A 17,242-nucleotide genomic window follows, 5' to 3' on the forward strand; every position below is an offset into this window, starting at 1 on the left:
ATTTAATTAATGATTTTTGGGGAGGTTTGATTTATGACAAAAGGAAGAGTTACAATACCAACTGATAAAAATATGAATGATTATATAAAGAAAATAATAGAAAAATGGGGAGCAGATGCTATTAGAGATTGTGATGGTACTAAGCTTGGAAATGAAATAAATGGGTTAGGTGTAAAAAAGTATAGTACATACCTAACAACAAGAAATGACCAAGAATTTATTAAAAGAAATATGGATGAAGTTCAACAGCTTTATTTAATGTCTGAGCCTGTTGTTGCAACTTCAGATAATATTGAAATAGATTTATTAAAAGGATATTTTAAAGAGCAATTTATAATAGATAAATTCCATGATGAAAAAAAATGGTGGGAAGTTATAGATAGAACAACAGGTGAGGTTTTAAATATAAATAATTGGAGTTTTGATAAGGGAAATGAAAAGGTTTTAATAAGTAAGGCGAATCCTTGGCATAAATACACAGTTAATTTTTTAGTTTATATGATTTGGGATCCTACAGAAATGTACAATCATATTACAAACAATTGGGGGGATAAGCCTCATGAAATTCCTTATGATTGTAGACAACCTAAAACTCAAAAGCATATGTTAGAACTTTTAGAAAAATGGCTTGATGAGAATGAAGATATTGATGTAGTTAGATTTACAACATTTTTCCATCATTTTACTTTGTGTTTTAATGAAACAGGTAAGGAGAAATTTGTTGATTGGTTTGGATATAGCTCTTCTGTAAGTCCTAAAGCTATGGAGGATTTTGAAAAAGATAAAGGTTATAAATTAAGATCAGAAGATATTGTAGATGAAGGGTATTATAATTCTCCTTTTAGAGTTCCAACTAAGGCATTTAAGGATTATATAGATTTTCAATCTAAATGGGTTGCAAGTCTTGCAAAAAAAATGGTAGATATGTGTCACAAAAAAGGAAAAGAAGCAATGATGTTTTTAGGTGATAACTGGATAGGTACAGAACCTTATGGAAAATATTTTGAAAGTATAGGGTTAGATGCAGTGGTAGGTTCAGTTGGAAATGGAACAACAATGAGAATGATAAGTGATATTCCTGGAGTTAAATATACAGAAGGAAGATTTTTACCATACTTTTTCCCAGACGTATTTAGAGAAGGTGGAGATCCAGTAAAAGAAGGTCAAGAAAATTGGCTTCAAGCAAGACGTGCAATACTTAGAAAACCTCTTGAAAGAATAGGATATGGAGGATATTTAGGATTAACTAAAGAGTTTCCAGAGTTTGTAGATGAGGTTTCTAAAATATGTGATGAATTTAGAGAAATTCATGAAACAATAAAAGGTGAAAAGGCTTATACATCTTTAAAGGTTGGAGTGCTAAATTCTTGGGGAAAACTTAGAACATGGCAAACTAATCAAGTAGCACATGCTCTTTGGTATAGAGAAATATATTCTTATGTAGGTGTTATTGAATGTTTAAGTGGAATGCCAGTAGATGTAGAATTTATAAGTTTTGATGATATAAAGGATAATGGAATTCCATCTGATATAAAAGTTTTAATAAATGCAGGAGATGCATATACAGCATGGAGTGGAGGAGACAACTGGAAGGATGAAAAATTAGTAACTACAATTAGAGAATGGGTTTATAATGGTGGAGGATTTATAGGTGTAGGAGAACCTACTGCATGCCAATATGAAGGAAGATATTTTCAATTAGATGATGTATTAGGAGTTGATAAAGAAATTGGATTTTCTCTTAGCACAAGAAAATATAATGAAGTAAATAAAGAGCATTTTTTACTTTATGATATTAAAGAAGAATTAGATTTTGGCGAAGGAATGCCTAAAGTTTATGCTAAAGGAGATAATTATCAAATTTTAAATATGGATAGAGAATATTCTCAGCTAGCTGTAAATACTTTTGGAAAGGGAAGAAGTGTTTACTTTGCAGGACTTCCATATACTCCACAAAATTGTAGATTACTTTTAAGGGCAATTTATTTTGCAGCAAATAAGGAAGATGAAATGAAAAAGTATTATGTTACTAATGTAAATACAGAATGTGCTGCTTTTGAAAATATAGGGAAAATAGCAGTAATAAATAATACAAGAGATATACAAAATACAGAATTGTTTATAGATGGAAAACTAAGTTCAAAATTGGAACTTAAACCTATGGAAATGAAATGGATAGAATATAAATAATTATTAAAGGGATAGTTTTGGGGAGTACATAACTATCCCTTTTATTGTTAAATATAGAAAATTAATAATAAGTAAATTTTGTAAATATTTTATAGAGATGATATAATTTAAATATTATTATAATTAGTTTTAGGAGAAAAATATGAGAAAACTAAAAAAAAATATGATTAGAAATATAGGAATTAAAAAAAGATTAATTCTAGGATTTGCAGTTATACCTATAATATCTATGATATTTATTTTTATTATTTCTTGGGAACAAAGCAGAAATATAATAAAAGATAATATAGATAGCTATTCTAGTGAAATGTTAAATATTATAGAGGAAAATATAAATTTAAATATTGCAAAATTTGAACAGCAGTTAGATGAAGTTCTAATGTCTAATTTAATCTATGAAGGTCTACAAAAATCTAAAATAATGAATCAAACAGAAGAATATACATTTGCAAATAATTTAAATAACTTTTTATATTCAAAGTTACATCTCCTATCTAGTGTTGGTGAAGTTGAAATACTTACAAAGGATTTATCTATATTATATACTCAAGGATTTAAATATTTTTCAAAATCAGATGTTTTAAGATACTCACATGTTGCAAAAAAAACTCCAGGTAAAACTATTTGGTTTTATACTAGAATAGATGGACAAGGTGTTATATCTATGGCTAGAGCAATTAAAGATCCTGAAACAAAGTTAGTTAATGGATATATTTTTGTTGCTTTAAATGAAAATGCTTTTGGAGGAACTTTTTTAAATGCAGCATTAGGAGATTCAACATCTATTGTAATTTTAGATGAAAATAATAATTTTTTATTTGGACAAAAAGATTTTCCTTATAAAAAACATATAAAACTAAATGGCGATAAAACTATTATAGATAGTTCAAGGTATATAGCATCTTATAAAGAAATAAAGAAATTAAATTGGAAAGTTGTTAATTTAGTTAATTATAATAGTTTTTTAGACAAGATAGGAGATGTAATACTAACTTTATCTATATATATTGTAATTTCTATAGGAATTGTAATTATATTTACAAAATATATTTATAAAAGTATATACAACCCTATAGATAACCTAGTTAGAGGAATGGATAAAGTTGTTGATGGATGCTTTGATTTTAAAGTTAAGGATGAAGGAAATGATGAAATAAGTTTATTAACTAAACAATTTAATGGATTAGTACATAAGATAAACACTCTTCTAAATGAAGTTAAACATGAGCAAATTTTAAAGCGAGAATCGGAAATAAAGATGCTTCAGGCGCAAATAAATCCACATTTTTTATTTAATACATTAAATACTCTTAAATGGATAGCTGTTATGAATGAAGATACATCTGTTTCAAATGGACTTGGAGCATTAGCTAAGCTTTTAAGAGATACAATAGTAAATTCAAAGGAATTTATAACTGTTAGGGAAGAAATAGATAACATAAAAAACTATATAGTTATACAAAAGCTTAGATATGGAGATTCTTTTGATGTTAATTATAACATAAAAGAAGACGTTTATGAGTTAAAAATAATAAAGTTTATATTACAACCTATAGTGGAAAATTGTATTTTACATGGGTTTGATGAGGATAAAGATAATCAGAAAATAGATATATACATTTCTAAAATGGAAAAATATTTAGAGATAATAATTAGAGATAATGGAAAGGGGTTTGATTCTAAAGAAAGCAAAAAAAAGAATAAAGGAAATTTATCAGGAATTGGATATAAAAATGTTTTTGAAAGAATTAAACTAACCTATGGAGCAGATTGCGAAATGGATTTAAAAAGTATAATTGACTATGGTACAGAAGTTAGAATATTAACTCCTACAAATAATAAAGGGGATGATGAAAATAATGCTTAAAGTTTTAATTGTAGATGATGAAAAATTAATTAGAATTGCAATGAGAAATATAGTTAATTGGAATGAATTGGATTGTGAAGTAATTGGATGTGAAAAAGATGGAGTAGAAGCACTTAAAGTAATTGAAAAAAATGTTCCAGATGTAATAATTACTGATTTAAAAATGCCTAATTTAGATGGAATAGGACTTATAAAAGAGATAAATAAAAGAAAGCTAAATAGTACAGTAATAGTCTTAAGCAATTATGGAGATTATGAGTTAGTTAGGATGGCTATGAAAGAGGGGGCTTTTGATTATTTATTAAAGGTTACAATTGAAGATAAAGATATTGAGGATTTAATAAATCAAATAAAAGAAAATAAAAAAAGTTATAAATTAATTGAAAAAGATATAGAAAAATTTGACTTAAGTGATTTAAAAAATAATTTGCTTTTAATGATGAGAGATGAAGAAGTAGACGATGAGGAATTTTTGCAATGTATAAATAATGATGAATTAAGAATATTAGATAATGAGTATAGAGTAAGCTATTTTAGAGTTGATGATATAGAAAAAATATATAAAGAAAAAATAAAGGAACATTCAAATTTAAAAAAAAATATTGAGAATATTATAGATGAAAGTATTCCTAAAGATATAAAATATAAAACTATTTTTATAAAAAATCATAGTGGAATAATTATATTTGCAAGTAGTAATGTAAATATAATAAATATAAATAAAAATATTATGAAAAATATAAATCAGTATTTAAATATTACAGTATCAATTTCTGTATCTAAGGAATTTAGAGAAAAGAAAAATTTTAAATTAGCATTTAATAAAACTATGGAATTATTTAGATGTAGTTTTTATCTAGGAAAGGCATCTATTATAGATGGATATGATGTTAAAGAATTTAAGTATATAGATTATACTGATATACCATATTCAATGAAAATAATTAAAAATATAAAAGAGAGAAAATTTAGTGATAATGGAGAATTATCAAATAAAATAATAGAGTATATGATAAAGGAAAGATCAGATCCTAAAAATGTTAAAGAACTATTTCAATTTATATTTGCAAATATTGAAGGAAATGAGTTACAAAAGGGCTTTAAAAATGTAGACAAGTTTGATGAAATTAGAGAAAAAATAGAAAAGACTAATAATATTAAAACTTTGGAATCTGTCTTATACTCAGAATTTAATAATATTGAAGCATGGATAAATGATGCAAATAATAGAAGATATAGAAAAGAAGTGGAAGATATTATAAATTATATAGACAAAAATATTGAAAAGAAAATATCTTTAAAAATGCTTTCAAAAACAGTTAATATGAATGAAAGCTATTTAAGTAGAATCTTTAAAAATGAAACAGGTAAAAATATTACCTATTTTATTAATGAAAGAAAAATGAATAAAGCATTAGAACTTTTATCAGATAAATCTATTATGATTAAGGAAGCATCACTTATGGTAGGGATAGATGATCAATTTTATTTCAATAAATTGTTTAAAAAATTCTATGGAATTAATCCAAGTGAGTTTAAGAAAAAATGTTACAAATAATTACGTAAAAATATTCTATATTATTGTAAATTACGTTTATATTAAGTGAAAACGATTAATGTTACTATTAGATTGTAAGTTAATTATAAGTAATTAAGGTATTCAAAGGGGGAGACAATATGAAAAAGAGAAGTATTAAAATGCTAACTCTTTTAGCTGCTACAACTATTGGTGTTTCATTATTTGCAGGTTGTGGAAGTAAACCTAAAGAAAGTGATGCAGGTAAAAAAGGTGAGCAAGTACTAAACATTGCAGTATTTGAAGGTGGTCATGGATCAGAATACTGGAAAGAGGTTAGTAAAAGATTTGAAGAAAAAAATCCAGGAGTTAAGGTAAATGTAGAAGCTAATCCAAAGATTGGTGAAATAATTAGACCTAAAATAACATCTGGAGATGCACCCGACTTTATATACTTAGGATCAACAGATCCATCAGGATTAGCAAATGCATTAATTAAAGATAATGCTCTAGAAGATTTAACAGATGTATTTGATGGAAAAAATCCAGATGGAGAAGGAAAGCTTAAGGATAAAATTTTAGATGGATTTTTAAATACATCTCTTACAGCTCCATATGGAGATGGAAAAGTATTCTTAGCACCACTTTATTACAATGTAACTGGTCTGTGGTATAACAAAACTTACTTTGAAAAGAAAGGATATAAAGCTCCAGAAACTTGGGATCAATTCTTTGCTTTAGGAGATAAAGCAAAGAAAGATGGAAAAGCTTTATTTACTTATCAAGGATTAAATCCATCATATAATGAAGCTTTAATATGGCCAATGATTGCATCAGCAGGTGGAGAAAAAGAATTAAAAGCTATATTTAATTATGACAAGGGAGCTTGGGAAAGCAACGGAGCTAAAAAAGCTTTAGAAGTATTTGAAAAGATTGGAAAAGATGGTTACTTATTAAAAGGAACTGTTGGTATGAGTCATACTTTAGCTCAACAAGCATTCTTAGATGGAAAAGCATTATTTATACCAAATGGTAACTGGTTTGAAGATGAAATGAAAGAAACAATTCCAAAAGAAGGATTCTCCTTTGGATTTATGGCACCTCCTGTATTTAAGAGCGGGGATACTAGATATGCAACTACTATGATAGAGCAAATGTATATTCCAAAAGAAGCTAAAAATAAAGATTTAGCAAAGAAATTCTTAGCATTCCAATATGAAGATGAAAATGTTAAGTTAAACTCTAAGTTATCAGGTGGAGTTGTTCCAATTAAGAAAGGTTTAGAACTTGCTAAAGAAAATCTAAATCAATCAAATTATGAATGTTTTAAGATTTTTGAAGAGGGTGTAAAACCAATAACAGTTGATTTTAAAACAGTTAAGAGTGAAGTTAATATAGCTGATGAAGTATATAATCCATTAGCATCAATTATGAATAAAGAATTAACAGCTAAACAATGGGCTGAAAAACTTGAAAAAGCAGATGCAAAATTAAGAGAAGCAGCTTCAAAATAATAAATATTTATAAAACAATGGATAATGGTTGGGATAACTCCCAACCATTACTAAATATAGGGTAATGGAAGTGATATAGAATGAAAAATAATAAAAAGAAAATATTCATAGCATGGTGTATAATTCCAACACTAATATTATTTATTCTATTTATGGTATATCCAATTATAAAGGGATTTAGTATGTCTATGTATAGTTGGGGAGGTTTATCAAATAATGCTAAATTTATAGGATTTGATAATTTTAAGACTTTATTTTCTGATGAATATTTTATTAAATCTCTCAAAAATACAGCGTTTTTACTTGTAGTTTTTCCAGTTGTAACAATAATTTTTTCGTTGCTACTTGCAATATTTTTAACTCAGGGAAAATTAAAAGAAAAGAATTTTTATAGATTAATATTCTTTTTTCCAAATGTTTTATCAATGGTAGTAATAGGAGTTCTATTTACATACATTTATGATCCATCAATTGGTATACTTAATTCCTTTTTAGGAAGTATAGGACTTGATAGATTGCAACTTGTATGGCTTGGAAATCCTAAAACAGTATTATGGGCTTTAGCTATGGCTATGGTTTGGCAAGCTGTAGGTTATTATATGGTAATTTATATGGCAGGCTTAGATGGAATTCCACCAGAACTGTATGAGGTAGCAGATATAGAAGGAGCAGGATTTTGGCAAAAATTTAGATATGTAACTTTACCAATGATTTGGGAAATAGTAAGAGTTACCTTTGTATTTTTTATAACAGGAGTATTTAATTTAAGTTTTATATTTGTAAAAGTAATGACTAATGGAGGACCAGATGGAAATTCAGAAGTATTATTAACATATATGTATAAACAAGCTTTTGTTAATTCAAATTATGGATACGCAATGGCAATTGGAGTTGTAATTTTTATTATGGCAGTCGGACTAGCTCTTTTATTAAATAAATTAACAAAGGTTAAGGAGGAGTAGATATGAGAGTTGAAAATAAGGCAGAAAAAATTAAAACTTGGATATTAAGAATAATACTGATTTTTGGAAGTCTTCTTGTAATTATTCCTTTAATTTGGACAGTATTATCTTCTCTAAAATCACCTAGAGAATTTACAACTGCACCTTGGGCATTTCCAGAAACACTAAGGTTTGAAAATTATGTAAATGCATTTACTAAGGCGAATATGGGAGATTACTTTCTAAACTCAATAATAGTAACAATATTAGCTTTAGCATTTTTAATGATACTTGCAGTTCCATCTGCCTACGCACTTTCTAGATATAAATTTAAAGGATCAAATTTCTTAAAAAATTCTTATATGGCAGGACTATTTATTCAATCAGTATATATAATAGTTCCATTATTTTTAATAATGAATGACTTAAATATGCTAAATAATAGATTAGCTTTAAGTTTAGTTTATGCAGTACTTCAGTTACCATTTTCAATTTATATACTAATTGGATTTATGCAAAGTATACCTAAAGACTATGAAGAAGCTGCAATGATAGATGGGTGTGGTTATGCAAGAACATTAACAAGTGTTATAGTTCCACTTGCAAAGCCTGGAATAATTACAGTTTTAATATTTAATTTTATGGGATTTTGGAATGAATATGCAATGGCAATGACTTTTATAACAACAAATTCAAAGAAAACTTTACCTGTTGGACTTCAAAATTTAATGGAAGTAAATAAATTTGCAACAGATTGGGGTGCAATGTTTGCTGGAATGGTTATAGTAATGGTTCCAACAATTATTGTCTATACATTGTTCCATAAAAAATTAACAGAAGGTGTTAATATAGGAGGAATAAAAGGTTAATTTTATAGTAGTTGATTGATATATTATTCTTTATAATTGGAGGATGGATGAAAAGGATAAATAAAGCACATTTATTTAATGTTATAATATTAATAATAATTTTTATAAGTTTTTGTATTACTATAAAAATAGATAATGACTCTAGATTACCTGAAAATATAAATATAGATTATTATATGAATTCATTACCTTATATTTATATAATATTAGTTTTTTTAGTTATGCTAATTTTGTTTAATTTTTATAAATGTATAAAAGACAACAAAAAATAAAGTTATAATTTCAATATTAAAGGCTTAGATGATTTATACATCTAAGCCTTTAATATTTTGTCTTTTCTTGACAGAGTTCATTTAAAAAGGTTAAAATTATTTATTAAGTTCATTAATTAATGAAAAGAAAGGAATGAATTTCATGGAAGGATCATGGATTGAAGTAAAAGTTATTACTAAAAGTGAGGCACTTGAGCCTATAGAAGGTATTTTTTATATATTAGATTGTAAAGGTGTATCTGTTGAAGATCCTAATGATATATTAGAAAGGGAACAAGGACCATTAACTTGGGATTTTGCAGATATAAATGTTTTAGAACATAAAGGTAAATATGCAGTAGTTAAAGGATATTTTTCAGAAGAAGATAATATAGATGAAGTAATTACATATGTTAAAGAAAAAGTAGAAGAAATAAAAAATATGGGCTTTGATGTTGGAGAAGGAAAAGTTGAAGTTTCAAAAACTCATGAAGAAGATTGGGCTAACAATTGGAAAAAATATTATAAACCTTCAAAGGTTGGAGAACATATAGTTGTTAAACCAATATGGGAAGACTATAAAGAAAATGAAGGAGACTTAGTTGTTGAATTAGATCCAGGTATGGCATTTGGTACAGGAGATCATGAAACGACAAAGATGTGTATTCAGGCTTTAGAAAAGTACGTAGAAAAAGATAGTACAGTATTTGATGTAGGAACAGGTTCTGGTATACTTGCAATAGCAGCAGCTAAACTTGGAGCTAAAAAAGCTGTTGGAGTAGATTTAGATCCAGTAGCAGTTGAATCAGCTAAAGAAAATGTAAGATATAATAACTTAGATAATATAGAAATTCTTTATGGAAATTTAGTTGAAGTAATAGAAGGAAAAGCTGATATAGTTGTTGCAAATATTATTGCCGAGGTAATATGTATTCTTATAGATGATGTTAAGAGAGTTTTAAAATCAGGTGGAATGTTTATAACATCAGGTATAATTCATGAAAGAGTTAAAATGGTTACTGACAAATTAGAAGAGTCAGGTTTTGAAGTAATTAAAGTTAATAAAGATGGAGAATGGAATTGTATTATTGCAAAAGCAAAATAAAGGTTAGGTGAAAATTAGATGCATAAGTTTTTTACCCCATCAGAATATGTATTTGAAGATACTTGCAAAATAGTAGGGGAAGATGTTAAACATATTTATAAAGTTTTAAGATTAACAGAAGGGGAAGAAGTAGTCTTAAACAATTGTGAAGGAACAGAATATTTAGCAAAAATTAAAGAAATAACAAAAAGTGAAGTTACCTTAGATATAATTGAAAAATTAAATGTAAATAATGAAAGCAATGTTGAAATAGTATTATTTCAAGGAATGCCTAAAGCTCAAAAAATGGATTTAATAGTTCAAAAGGGAACAGAACTTGGAATTAGCAAATTTATACCTTTAATAACTGAGAGAGTTGATGTTAAACTTAAAGGTGATTTTAAAAAGCTAGATAGATTAAATAGAATAGCACTTGAAGCTTGCAAACAAAGTAAGAGAAGTATAATTCCAAAAGTTTTGAATCCAATTAAGCTTGAGGAATTGATAAATGAAATAAAATCCTTTGATTTGGTTATAGTTCCTTATGAGAATAAAGAAGACTATGGGATTAAAGGACTTATGAAAGATATAAATATAGAAAATATAAAAAGAGTTGGTATAGTTATAGGGCCAGAAGGTGGATTTTGCGAGAGTGAAATTAAAAATTTAAAGAATGGGGGAGCTTATATTATAACTCTAGGGAAAAGAATTCTTAGAACAGAAACAGCAGGTTTTGTAGCTACCTCATTAATTCAATATGAATTAGGAGATCTAGGAGGAAGTATTTAATGAAAGTTGCATTTGCTACATTAGGATGTAGAGTAAACATGTATGAATCAGAAGCAATGACTGAAAAATTTGTAAGAGAAGGATATGAGGTTGTAGATTTTACAGAAATTGCTGATGTTTATGTCGTAAATACATGTTCAGTGACAAATATGGGAGATAAAAAATCAAGGCAGATTATAGGAAGAGCTAGAAGATTAAATCCTGATGCAATAATAGCAGTTGTAGGATGTTATTCTCAAATTGCCCCTAAGGAAGTTTCTGGAATTGAGGGCGTTGATGTTGTACTTGGAACTAGAAATAAGGGAGATATTGTTTATTATGTAAATAAGGCAATAGATGAGAAAAAACCTCAAATTCAAGTTGGTGGAGTTCTTAGAAATAAACACTTTGAAGAATTAAAAATAGAAGATTACAGAGATAAAACAAGAGCCTTCTTAAAGATACAAGATGGATGTAATAGATTTTGTGCATATTGTTTAATTCCTTATACTAGAGGTGCAGTTTGTTCAAAGGATTTTAATAGCGTTTTAGATGAAATAAGAAAGCTTGCAGAACATGGATTTAAAGAAGTAATACTATCAGGAATACATACTGCATCTTATGGACTTGATTTAGAAGGAAATGTTAATTTAGTAACTCTTCTTGAAGAAATAGAAAAAATAGATGGAATAGAAAGAGTTAGAATAGGTTCTATTGAACCAGCCTTTTTCTCAGATGATGTAGTAGAAAAGGTTAAAAATATGAAAAAGCTTTGTCCTCAATTCCATTTGTCCCTTCAAAGTGGATGTGATGCTACTTTAAAGAGAATGAATAGAAGATATACAGCTGCTGAATATGAGAGAATAGTTAATGTTTTAAGAGAAAACTTAAAGGATGCATCAATAACAACTGATGTAATTGTTGGTTTCCCTGGAGAAACAGATGAAGAATTTAATGAAACATATGAATTCTTAAAAAGAAATAAATTAACTAAAACTCATATATTTAAATTTAGTCCAAGAACAGGAACTAAAGCTGCAGATATGAAAGATCAAATTGATGGAAATAAGAAAGAAGAAAGAAGTAAAAATTTAATTGAACTTAATGAGAAAAATGAAAGAAGCTTTACAGAAAGTTTAATTGGAAGAGAAATGGGAGTTTTAATTGAACAAGAAGTAAAAGGTGAAAATGGTATATATGAAGGATATACTAGAAATTTTGTTAAAGTTCATGTAGATGGAATATCAAAAAATGATATAGGAAATATAGTTAAAGTTAAACTTTTAAAATCAAAGGGTGACTATGCAGAGGGAAAAGTGATAAAATAAAATAGTAATTACTCTACTTTAAAGGGGGTGAATTTATGTCAGATTGTATTTTTTGTAAAATAGTTAATGGAGAAATTCCATCAAAGAAAATATATGAAGATGAATATGTATATGCTTTTTACGATATAAATCCAGAAGCACCAGTTCATTTTTTAGTTATACCTAAGGAGCATATAAAAAGTGTTAATTTAATTACAGAAGAAAATTCAAAAGTTATTTCACATATTTTTGAAGTTATAAGAAATCTTACAAAAGAGCTAGGAATATCAGAAAATGGATATAGAATAGTTAATAATTGTGGTGTAGATGGAGGCCAAACTGTTGATCATATGCATTTCCATGTTCTAGGTGGTAGAGAACTAAAATGGCCACCAGGCTAAAAATGTTTCCAGAAATTATTGACACAATTAATGTGAATAATGTATAATATAGCTTGTGTTATTAAGCCCGTAGCTGATTGAATTGATAATTTAAGCTAGCGGAGGGAGGGATAATAGATGTCAGAAATAAAAGTTGGAGAAAACGAAACACTTGAAAGTGCGTTAAGAAGATTTAAGAGAAAATGTGCTAGAGCTGGAGTTCTTTCAGAAGTTAGAAAGAGAGAACATTACGAAAAGCCAAGCGTAAAGAAGAAAAAGAAATCAGAAGCTGCTAGAAAGAGAAAGTTCAAGTAGTATTTTGAAAGAAGGTATAGGAAATGCCAACAATTAAAGAGAGACTTCAAGAAGATTGGAAAACTGCTTTAAAGGCAAAAGACAAATTTAGAGCTAATGTATTAAGTACTGCTAAATCAGCTATTTTATTAGTTGAAAAAACAGATAATAGAAAAGTTGAAGATAGTGAAGTTATTGAAATATTAGCTAGAGAAGTCAAGCAAAGAAGAGAAGCTGTGCTTGAGTTTGAAAAAGGTAACAGACAAGATTTAGTTGATGAAGCTAATGCTGAAATTAAGATCTTGCTAGATTACCTTCCTCAGCAATTAAGCGAAGAAGAAATTGTACAAATCGTTAAGGAAGCAGCTATAGAAGCGGGTGCAAATAGCATAAAAGACATGGGTAAAGTTATGGCATTAGTTAGACCAAAGACTGTTGGAAGAGCTGATGGCAAGCTTGTAAGTCAAATAGTGAAAAATTATTTAATAAATAATAAATAGCAATAGAGGACTCTTTTTAGAGTCCTTTTTGTTATGTTTATATTTTATACAAAGAGTAACTTTAATTAAGTTACTCTTTTTTTGGTATTAAAATTTAAAAAAAATCATAAATTACTATGATAGAAATATTGGGGGAGAGAATGTGAAGTGAAAGGGAATTTATCAGAAAAAAAAGAAAAGCTTTTAGAAAAAATAGACTTGCCTAAGGAAGTTATATTTGATTTACCTAAAATAACTGTTATAGGAGATAGAGAGATTTCAATTGAAAATCATAAAGGTATTCATAGTTTTGATAATGATTATATAAAAATTAAAACTAAAAAAGGCGTAGTTAAAGTAGAAGGAAGTAACCTTGAAATTTTATATATAGCAGATGAAACAATTGTTGTTTCAGGAAAATTTTTAGGAATTAATTATGGAGATTTAGAAAAATGAATTTTAATACTAAAAAATTAACAATAATAACTGTGAAAATAACTCTTATAAAAACAGAACAGATGTTAAACGCACTATGGAAAAATAATATAAGAGCTGATAATATAAGAAAAATTGATGCAGCTACGCTTACAATGAACATATATGGGGAAGATTATGAGGATGTAAAAAAGATAGTTAAGAGATGTAATGGAAAAATTAAAATATTAAAAAGAAAGGGAACAATAGTTAAATTATCTAAAATAAGAAAGAGATTATCATTTGTAATTGGAGGCGGAATATTTTTAATAATATTATTTTTATTATCAACGTTTATATGGGCGATTGATATAGAAACAGAAAAAAATGTTTCACCATTTGAAGTTAGGAAAATGATTAATAATTTAGGAATTCATCAAGGAATGAGTAAAAGAAAAATTAATGTTTATGATTTAGAAAAGAAAATTGAAGATTATAGTTCCGAAATATTATGGGTTAGGGCTAGAATGGAAGGGTCAAGTTTAAAAATTAAAGTAGAGGAAAAAGTTAATCCACCAAAATTATTAGATACTTATAACAAGGGTGTTGTTGCTAGAAAAGATGGTGAGGTAAAAAGAATTTATACTAAATTTGGAACACCTGCTGTAGTACCAGGAGATATGGTTAAAGAGGGAGATGCTTTGATTTATCCTTATGATGGAGATATGGATGAAAAGTATGAAGTTAACCCACAAGGAGTAGTAATTGCCACAGTATTTTATGAAAGAACTTTAGAAATACAAATAAAAGGAGAAAAATTAGAAAGAACAGGTAATAAGGATAGTGATATTTATATAAATTTAGGTGGCAAGAAAATTTACTTAAAAAAGGCTACAAATTCTTTTAAAAACTATGATAAAATAGAAGATAAAGACGGAATGTTAAGATCTGTTAATTATTATGAAATGAAGAGTAAAAAAATAAATCTAAATAAAGAAAAGGCTGTAGAAAATTCCATGAAAAAACTTGAAGAGTTTTTAAAGAAAGATTTAACTAATGAAGCAAAGATTGTAGGTAAAACCTATGATGTTTTGGATGTTAACGAGGAAAAGATAAAAGTGATTGCACAATTTGCTGTTGAAGAAAATATAGCATCTTAAAGCATGAAGTTAGATATTAGTTGATAAGAAGGTGATAAACTTGATAAAGAGGGAACGGATAGATATTAAGCCTAAGGAAAAATATATAAGGTTTTTAATTAATACAATTACTATTTTAATAACATATATATTGCTTGTAACTGCAGTAGCACCTAAACAATATGATTTAAAAGAGGGTGACATTGCAAGGATTGATATAAAGGCTCCAAGAGATACTGTTAATGAACTTGCAACTCAAGAGAGAATAAAAGAAGCCACGGATAAAATAGATAAACCCTATACGTTAAAGGGTGAAGTAGAAAATGAAGTAGAAAAAAATGTTGATGATGTATTAAATAAAATAATAAATTTGAATACTACAGTTGAAGATAATAAAGAAAAGTTAAAGGAACTTGCAAAGCTTAATAATAAAAATTTAACTGAGAGTGATTATAAACAGTTATTGTCACTTTCACAAAATTCATTAAATGATATAAAATTTGAAATAAATGGTATCATAAAAGAAGTATATCAAAATAACATAGAAGATGGAAATGATAGTAGTTTAAAAAAAGCTGTTACTTTAGCTGATAAAAGAATAGATGACATTAATGCTTCATTTAATACAAAGAAAGTTCTTAAAAAGCTTGTTATTCCAGAAATAAAACCAAATTTTTTCTATGATAAAGAAAAAACAGAGGAGCTTATTAAAGAAGTACAAAGAAATGTACCTAAAGTAATAATTAAAAAGAATCAAACTATTGTAAGTGAAGGAGAACCAGTCACAGCAGAACAAATAGCTATTCTTAAAGATTTAGGACTGTTAGATCAAAGTGGTGGAACTTCATTTTTAATCCTTTATACCGTTCTTGCTTTATTTACATTAATAGTATTTTTTACACAATATATTTATATTGCAAAAAATCATAAACAGGTATTTAAAAATACAAAGCTTATGATATTAATTAATATTATAAATATATTTAGTTTTATTTTAGCAAGGGTTATAGGTGGATTGTCACCTTTTGCAATACCTCTTGCTTGTGCACCAATACTTATATCACTTCTTATAGATTATAAGCTATCACTTGTTGTATGTAGTATAAACGTAATTATAATAGGTGCTTTAGTTAATTTCAATCCACAAATTATTATGGTTGGAATATTAAATTCAATACTTGGTTCAACAGGACTTAGAAAAATGCAACAGAGGAATGATATATTTTATTCATCTATTTCATTAATGGTAATGAGTGCTCTCTTAACTTTTACAACAGGAGTTTTACTTTCAAATAATTTAAAAGAGATAATGATAGTTAGTTTACTTGCAGCTGTTGGTGTTATTTTTTCAGCAATTCTTGCAATTGGAATATTACCGTTTTTAGAATCTACTTTTGATGTTGTAACAACATTAAAGTTACTTGAAATATCAAATCCAAATAATCCACTATTAAAGAAACTTTTAATGGAGGCACCTGGAACTTATCATCATAGTATGTTAGTTGCAAATCTTGCAGAAATGGCAGCTGAAGAAATTAATGCAAGTCCTGTAATTGCAAGGGTAGGAGCATATTTTCATGATGTTGGTAAAACAAAAAGACCATACTTTTTTGGAGAAAATCAAATAGGAAAAGAAAATCCTCATGATAAAATAAGTCCTAACTTAAGTACACTTATAATAACATCACATGTTAAAGATGGTGTAGAACTTGCAAAGGAATATAATTTACCAGAAGTAATTAAAGACATTATAGAACAACATCATGGAACAACATTAGTTAAATATTTTTATTATACAATGAAAAACAATGCAGAAAATCCAGAGGATGTTAAAGAGGAAGATTTTAAATATCCAGGGCCAATACCAAGTAGCAAAGAAGCTGGAATTATAATGCTTGCAGATAGTGTTGAAGCCGCCGTTAGATCAATTTCTGAACCTACTAAAGGCAAAATTGAGGAAATGGTAAATAATATTATTAAAGATAAGCTTTATTCAGGACAGCTTGATAATTGTGATTTAACATTAAAAGATTTAGAAAAAATAAGAAAATGCTTTCTTAAAGCACTACTTGGAATATATCATCAAAGAATAGAATATCCAACGGAAAAGAAGGTTAAAGAAGGATAATTTATATGGGGAGAGAAACTCCCCATAATTTAATTTAAATAATAGCATATGCTTTAAATTGGTATTTTTATTATATATTTATTAGAAAATACCAGTTTAAC

The 17,242-nt window shown here is 27.3% G+C and carries 16 protein-coding genes; all 16 read left to right on the forward strand.

Annotated elements, in window-relative coordinates; genetic code table 11:
• The first annotated feature begins 33 nt into the window (after positions 1 to 33).
• The 16 genes from gnpA to J2Z53_RS05470 all read left to right on the forward strand — a co-directional run bounded on the left by gnpA (position 34) and on the right by J2Z53_RS05470 (position 17,141).
• Positions 34 to 2,190: a 1,3-beta-galactosyl-N-acetylhexosamine phosphorylase gene (gnpA, locus tag J2Z53_RS05395; RefSeq protein WP_209796211.1), complete on the forward strand. Its 2,157-nt coding sequence runs from the start codon at positions 34 to 36 to the stop codon at positions 2,188 to 2,190.
• Between the two features lie 142 nt (positions 2,191 to 2,332).
• Positions 2,333 to 4,057, forward strand: coding sequence for a cache domain-containing sensor histidine kinase (locus J2Z53_RS05400; protein ID WP_209796212.1), 1,725 nt, complete (start codon positions 2,333 to 2,335; stop codon positions 4,055 to 4,057).
• Positions 4,050 to 5,615 (forward strand): response regulator transcription factor, encoded by a 1,566-nt coding sequence (locus tag J2Z53_RS05405; protein ID WP_209796213.1) that lies wholly within the window; start codon positions 4,050 to 4,052, stop codon positions 5,613 to 5,615. Before J2Z53_RS05400 ends, J2Z53_RS05405 begins: the two co-directional genes overlap by 8 nt.
• A 119-nt stretch (positions 5,616 to 5,734) precedes the next feature.
• Complete coding sequence (locus J2Z53_RS05410; protein ID WP_209796214.1) at positions 5,735 to 7,087, forward strand: carbohydrate ABC transporter substrate-binding protein; 1,353 nt, start codon at positions 5,735 to 5,737, stop codon at positions 7,085 to 7,087.
• An 80-nt stretch (positions 7,088 to 7,167) separates the two neighbouring features.
• Positions 7,168 to 8,049 carry a carbohydrate ABC transporter permease gene (locus J2Z53_RS05415; protein WP_209796215.1) on the forward strand — a complete coding sequence of 294 codons (882 nt, stop codon included), beginning with the start codon at positions 7,168 to 7,170 and terminating at the stop codon, positions 8,047 to 8,049.
• A 2-nt stretch (positions 8,050 to 8,051) separates the two neighbouring features.
• On the forward strand, positions 8,052 to 8,897 hold the full coding sequence (locus J2Z53_RS05420) for a carbohydrate ABC transporter permease (RefSeq protein WP_209796216.1): 846 nt from the start codon (positions 8,052 to 8,054) through the stop codon (positions 8,895 to 8,897).
• A gap of 47 nt (positions 8,898 to 8,944) precedes the next feature.
• The gene (locus J2Z53_RS05425) at positions 8,945 to 9,169 is read left to right on the forward strand and encodes a hypothetical protein (protein ID WP_209796217.1); all 225 of its coding nucleotides are present in this window, start codon (positions 8,945 to 8,947) and stop codon (positions 9,167 to 9,169) included.
• A 142-nt stretch (positions 9,170 to 9,311) separates the two neighbouring features.
• Positions 9,312 to 10,253 carry a 50S ribosomal protein L11 methyltransferase gene (gene prmA, locus J2Z53_RS05430; RefSeq protein WP_209796218.1) on the forward strand — a complete coding sequence of 314 codons (942 nt, stop codon included), beginning with the start codon at positions 9,312 to 9,314 and terminating at the stop codon, positions 10,251 to 10,253.
• An 18-nt stretch (positions 10,254 to 10,271) separates the two neighbouring features.
• Positions 10,272 to 11,021 (forward strand): 16S rRNA (uracil(1498)-N(3))-methyltransferase, encoded by a 750-nt coding sequence (locus J2Z53_RS05435; protein ID WP_209796219.1) that lies wholly within the window; start codon positions 10,272 to 10,274, stop codon positions 11,019 to 11,021.
• Complete coding sequence (gene mtaB, locus J2Z53_RS05440; RefSeq protein WP_209796221.1) at positions 11,021 to 12,328, forward strand: tRNA (N(6)-L-threonylcarbamoyladenosine(37)-C(2))-methylthiotransferase MtaB; 1,308 nt, start codon at positions 11,021 to 11,023, stop codon at positions 12,326 to 12,328. Before J2Z53_RS05435 ends, mtaB begins: the two co-directional genes overlap by 1 nt.
• Positions 12,329 to 12,363: 35 nt before the next feature.
• Complete coding sequence (locus J2Z53_RS05445) at positions 12,364 to 12,708, forward strand: histidine triad nucleotide-binding protein (RefSeq protein WP_209796223.1); 345 nt, start codon at positions 12,364 to 12,366, stop codon at positions 12,706 to 12,708.
• 117 nt (positions 12,709 to 12,825) lie between these two features.
• Positions 12,826 to 13,002 (forward strand): 30S ribosomal protein S21, encoded by a 177-nt coding sequence (rpsU, locus tag J2Z53_RS05450; RefSeq protein WP_008429643.1) that lies wholly within the window; start codon positions 12,826 to 12,828, stop codon positions 13,000 to 13,002.
• A 23-nt stretch (positions 13,003 to 13,025) separates the two neighbouring features.
• Positions 13,026 to 13,481, forward strand: a complete 456-nt coding sequence (locus J2Z53_RS05455; protein ID WP_209796225.1) for a GatB/YqeY domain-containing protein — start codon at positions 13,026 to 13,028, stop codon at positions 13,479 to 13,481.
• Between the two features lie 147 nt (positions 13,482 to 13,628).
• The gene (gene yqfC / locus J2Z53_RS05460) at positions 13,629 to 13,916 is read left to right on the forward strand and encodes a sporulation protein YqfC (RefSeq protein ID WP_209796227.1); all 288 of its coding nucleotides are present in this window, start codon (positions 13,629 to 13,631) and stop codon (positions 13,914 to 13,916) included.
• Positions 13,913 to 15,034 (forward strand): sporulation protein YqfD, encoded by a 1,122-nt coding sequence (gene yqfD / locus J2Z53_RS05465; protein WP_209796228.1) that lies wholly within the window; start codon positions 13,913 to 13,915, stop codon positions 15,032 to 15,034. Before yqfC ends, yqfD begins: the two co-directional genes overlap by 4 nt.
• 40 nt (positions 15,035 to 15,074) lie before the next feature.
• Complete coding sequence (locus J2Z53_RS05470) at positions 15,075 to 17,141, forward strand: HD family phosphohydrolase (protein ID WP_209796230.1); 2,067 nt, start codon at positions 15,075 to 15,077, stop codon at positions 17,139 to 17,141.
• Positions 17,142 to 17,242: the final 101 nt, after the last annotated feature.

The organism is Clostridium moniliforme, from assembly GCF_017873235.1.
GTDB lineage: Bacteria > Bacillota > Clostridia > Clostridiales > Clostridiaceae > Clostridium > Clostridium moniliforme.